Below are 3289 nucleotides of genomic sequence, written 5' to 3'. Positions count from 1 at the left end.
GCCCTTTTCCGAGGTGACCGTGCACACAGGCCCTTATTCTCTCTATGACCGGACTTCATCTCGGTAGACACTGTCAAAGTTCAACAGGCCTAGACCGCACCCGACACACGGTTGCTTGCTCACTATTGACCTCCGAATAATCACTATCGCTGAATGCTTCGATGCTTATGCGCAGTGACGTTCAATTTCGGCATGCCGAGGCGCCCAACAGTTTGAGAGGCCAGGCAGCGCGAAGATGGGAAACGCAGACTCCCTTCCGATGAGATGGTTCCACCGGCCGGCATCCGAGATGAAATTGATAAACCCAGACGTTGAGCTGGCGTCCCCGGGCTGGAACCTCGACCAGTCGAAGGGTGAAACTTGGCTAAGTGAATCCCCGTTGCTGAACATCTCGTGGATCCCACTGCCCTCGATGACATCACCGGGCGCAAACTACGGCAGTACTTAAACCCGGTCCACAGGCATCGTTGCATTCGCGACCTACTGTAGTGACACAATGCGGGTAGGCCGTGTGTCTGTCCCGGCCACTCAACCACCAGCTAGCGCATCGTTCGTTCCCGTGGTGATACTGCCGTTCGCCTCGCTCCGACAGAAGATGCTGAAGTAACAGTAACGCGTGCGCAAAAGATGGCCACGAAGTTCGATGAGCGTAATCTTAAAGCAAAAAACGCGGAACCGAAGTTCCGCGTTTTGATGTGTGACCCCAACGGGATTCGAACCCGTGTTGCCGCCGTGAGAGGGCGGAGTACTAGGCCGCTATACGATGGGGCCGTACGCTGAAGATTTCTCTTCAACTCACCAAATTACTCTGGTGAAGCGCTGGGATACCAGGACTCGAACCTAGAATGACGGAACCAGAAACCGTTGTGTTGCCAATTACACCATATCCCAATGTGACTTGGCTTCCTCAGTGAAGACCATCAAGATCATTCTCTTCGAAATGCCTTAGCACGAGATATAACTATACATAAGAAAACTCGTTTAGGCATCTTTTGAGCCCTTCTCCTCGAGTGATCTACAGCTCTATTGTGTTGAGGTGCAGTTTTACGTCAAAACAGAGCCCGACTACAGGTACGCGGGGAGTGGAACGGCGGGCTTGGATACCTCTGGCGATAGACGGTGAAATATGCGCACGACACCCTCAACCAAAAATAAGGGGGTCCCTAGGGACCCCCTTATTCATTTGCTAGTCGGGATAACAGGATTTGAACCTGCGACCTCGTCGTCCCGAACGACGCGCGCTACCAAGCTGCGCTATATCCCGTAACTCTACAACGGTTATACACTACACCCGGGGATGCGTCTGTGCTAAATCTGCCAGTGAGCTATTGAAGAAGGAACGGACGTCGTTCAAGGAAACTAAAGTGCCTTGCCGGGGTTGAGAATATTCCTCGGGTCAAACAGCGCTTTGATTTCTTGCTGGAGAAGCAGAACGTCAGCAGTTTGTTCCCAGCTCAACCAATCGCGTTTGATAAGGCCGACTCCATGTTCACCGGTGATGGTTCCGCCCATCTCGATGGCCAATCGAATTGATCCTTCCAATGCCTTAGAAAGTCTCGCCAGAGGATCGACTCCGGCACCGGGTTCAACCGAGAATGTAGGATGCAGGTTGCCGTCCCCCGCATGGGCAATGACTCTGACATCTACCTCGTGAGAGTAAGCGATCTGTCGCAGTTCTCGCACGTAGTCGGACATCTTGCTCTTTGGCACTGCAATGTCCTCCCCCATGCGATAGGCATCGTCTTTAGTATCTCCACGGCTTGTTCGCCGCATTTCGATAAGCGTTGTGGCTTCGTCCGCACCGGAGTCGCTGAGGGTTACTTCTTGGTTCTCGAAGGTCTCGCGAATGACAGCTTCTTCCTTTTCGGCGCCATATCCATCCACCCTGACTAAGAGCATGGCACCACCATGCGCTGCATAGTTGGTCGAGTATTGATCATCTAAGATTTCGATAGTCGGCAAATCAAGGAGCTCCAGAATGGCCGGCTGTACGCGGGCGCGGGCTATGCGTTGAACGCCAAGGACTGCTGCTTCCAAACTTGGGAATAACATCGAGATGTCGCGCTCATCCACCGGCAAATATCGTAAGCGCAGCACCGCGCGCACCACGACGCCAAGTGTTCCCTCCGAACCGGTAAACAATCCGGTGAGGTCGTAGCCTGCAACACCTTTGAAGGTATTACGTCCCAGATGAACTAAACGGCCATCCGACAGAACAACGTCTACAGCAAGTACCGATTCACGTGTCACTCCGTATTTGGCACAGCGTAGACCACCAGCATTGGTGGCAATATTGCCACCAATGGTAGACATCTTATAGCTGGCCGGATCCGGTGCGTACATGAGACCGTGTTCGGAGACAGCTACGTTCAAGTCATAGTTGATCACTCCAGGTTCCACCACCGCGACTTCGTCTTCGGGGCGAACTTCCACGATTCGGTTCATCTGCATGAGGTTCAGGACAATGCACTTACCGGTTACGTGAACGCCTCCGGATACACCGGTACCGGCACCACGCGAAACAACGGGCATGCGATGTTCGTAGGCCAGTCGCATTACCTTTTGGACGTCTTCAACCGTTCGGGGGTAAACCACGGCCAGAGGCATGATGGGGTCGCCGACGAATTGCCCGAAGTCCCGGGAATTCTCCAGTAGTACTTCTGCGCGCTGTTCCAGTTGCTCAGCAGAAAGCACTGTGTTCAGTTGGATAAGAAAATCTGACTGCGTTTCTGACATAAGACGTCCTTGTCGTATGATCCGGAGATTCTGTGGTCGTCGATCTTCCGCAGCCTAATCGAATACTTCCAGTCGGGAAGATATCTTGTCATCGTAATCAACCCAGGGCCCAGCTAGGCTCCATACCAACTGAATCTGCTACTTACCTCGGAAGTCGAGCATATCCTGTCGTTACATATAGATCAGTGTTTGTTGAGCAGGTAGTATCTTCTCGATGTGTTTTCTCTTGACGGGAATCGAATTGGTAGCGTCGAGATCTAGGCAGCGATGACTCTATACTCGTGAACGTAGAATCACACCATGAGGAAATGCATTCGGCTGTCGTCATCGTCGGACATACCGTCCACCCATTATCCAAGCATCCCTGTTTAACGCCATTTCGCGCGTGACTAACCTTGTACGGTTTCGAATAAAGCAGAGTCAAGCACTTATCGATTGGTGCCACAAGGTCGGAGTCGACGCCGCGTATATTGACGGATGAACTTACGCCATATAACAAAACGCGGGTCGAAGATCCCTGCCTATGGGCATGAGCATCAGCGAACATCAGAAC

The 3289-nt window shown here is 52.5% G+C and carries 1 protein-coding gene and 3 tRNA genes; all 4 read right to left on the bottom strand.

The genetic code is table 11. From position 1 onward, the window contains the following. Nucleotides 1–698: 698 nt before the first annotated feature. The 4 genes from ACT3UQ_RS19540 to ACT3UQ_RS19525 all read right to left on the bottom strand — a co-directional run bounded on the left by ACT3UQ_RS19540 (nt 699) and on the right by ACT3UQ_RS19525 (nt 2736). Nucleotides 699–771 (bottom strand) — tRNA-Glu (locus tag ACT3UQ_RS19540). A 48-nt stretch (nt 772–819) separates the two neighbouring features. After that, nucleotides 820–891, bottom strand: a tRNA-Gln gene (locus tag ACT3UQ_RS19535). A gap of 299 nt (nt 892–1190) precedes the next feature. Beyond that, nucleotides 1191–1264: transfer RNA gene (locus ACT3UQ_RS19530), tRNA-Pro, on the bottom strand. Nucleotides 1265–1359: 95 nt separating this feature from the next. Next, nucleotides 1360–2736 (bottom strand): FAD-binding oxidoreductase, encoded by a 1377-nt coding sequence (locus ACT3UQ_RS19525; protein WP_096286796.1) that lies wholly within the window; start codon nt 2734–2736, stop codon nt 1360–1362. Nucleotides 2737–3289: the final 553 nt, after the last annotated feature.

The organism is Glutamicibacter sp. AOP12-B1-11 (assembly GCF_052379245.1).
Taxonomy (GTDB): Bacteria; Actinomycetota; Actinomycetes; order Actinomycetales; family Micrococcaceae; genus Glutamicibacter.
Note: the sequence above shows the minus strand (reverse complement) of the source record. Positions and strands in the feature narration are given on the sequence as shown.

What these genes read in the sequence shown, in the direction of transcription:
- ACT3UQ_RS19525 (WP_096286796.1), bottom strand. Translation starts at nt 2,736, where the DNA reads ATGTCAGAAACGCAGTCAGATTTTCTTATCCAACTGAACACAGTGCTT.